We start from the raw sequence: 231 nt of genomic DNA, 5'->3' as shown, positions 1-231 counted from the left end.
GGCAAAACGAATGCAAAGTTGAAATTTGGGCTTTATTGATCAGCCGAAGCTGCTTTTTCAAATGAACAGATTCCGGCTGCGCGGCGACTGCCTGTTCCAAAGCTGCAGACATGCGATGGCGCATTTCCGCAGCGGATGCGTTGGTGAAGGTAACGACCAGCAACTCATCGACTGATATCGGATCTTTTTCATCGAGTACTTTTTCGATCATCCGGTTGATCAGGAAAGCCG

The 231-nt window shown here is 48.9% G+C and carries 1 protein-coding gene; it reads right to left on the bottom strand.

Going from position 1 to position 231, the window contains the following annotated elements; all coding sequences use genetic code 11:
* The coding region (locus R0J87_RS25315) for a UvrD-helicase domain-containing protein (protein WP_498889775.1) at nucleotides 1–231 on the bottom strand (231 nt) is incomplete at both ends.

This window comes from Halomonas sp. SIMBA_159, assembly GCF_046536035.1.
Lineage (GTDB): Bacteria > Pseudomonadota > Gammaproteobacteria > Pseudomonadales > Halomonadaceae > Vreelandella > Vreelandella venusta_A.
Note: the sequence above shows the minus strand (reverse complement) of the source record. Positions and strands in the feature narration are given on the sequence as shown.